The sequence below is a fragment of the Protofrankia sp. Cr1 genome, from assembly GCF_963555865.1.
Classification (GTDB): Bacteria; Actinomycetota; Actinomycetes; order Frankiales; family Frankiaceae; genus Protofrankia.
Map to the genome: position 1 here is coordinate 1 of NZ_CAUVXO010000524.1, position 770 is coordinate 770.

1 protein-coding gene is annotated in these 770 nt (G+C 59.0%); it reads left to right on the forward strand.

The window, feature by feature from the left end; translation table 11 throughout:
- Nucleotides 1–303: 303 nt before the first annotated feature.
- Nucleotides 304–663 carry a hypothetical protein gene (locus tag U9980_RS25075; RefSeq protein WP_322752624.1) on the forward strand — a complete coding sequence of 120 codons (360 nt, stop codon included), beginning with the start codon at nucleotides 304–306 and terminating at the stop codon, nucleotides 661–663.
- Nucleotides 664–770 lie beyond the last annotated feature (107 nt).

Here is a 770-nt window from a genome sequence, read left to right on the forward strand (position 1 = left end):
CGCATACCAGCGGCGTGAGGTGCGCCGAGTTGTGACGAGCAACTCGTTTCTTTCGATAACCAGGACGGTAGTTGCCGCATCCTGCCAGGATCGGCTACATTAGAAATCCGGTCCATTACTTAACGTAATGGCGATCGGTTTTCGAATTGACGCCGATGTGACGAGGCGGGAGATGTTCACGGAGAAGTCGGCGGTTGACAGGTTGACAACCCGTACGGCCGGGGCGCTTGCGGCGCTCGAAGAAGTATGACGCACCAGCAGTCGATGTGGTCGTCATCGTTCATTTCGCGAGGGGACGCAGACATGGTGACGCTTGGTGGAATCACTGCGCGCAGATCAGCGCCGCGAGTTTCGGGTGTTCTGTTAGCAGTTCTCCTCTCCGTTTATCTGTGCACGGGAACGGCGAATGCATCGGTGGGCTCCTTGGGTGGCTACGGAGCAAATGGTGTGAACATCCGCACCTGTGCGAACACTTCCTGCACCGCCGTGGGTGCGGGGTACCCCGGTCAGCAAGCGTGCCTGTTTTACTACGTCGTCGGCCAAACGATCAACGGTAACCGGTACTGGTGGTTCCACGAGAATTTCAGCACCCAGGTCAAAGGGTACAGCAGTGCAGCGTATCTTTCGTATTACTATCCTTTTGTCGGCTGTGCGGATGTCTGAGTAACGGCGGGACCCACCGGGACAGGCCGGGCTTCCGGACCTGCGCGCTCTGATCACCGGCCGTTCGCGCGCGGGTGACGGTCTCGGGCCGTGGAAAGTGCGGGCTA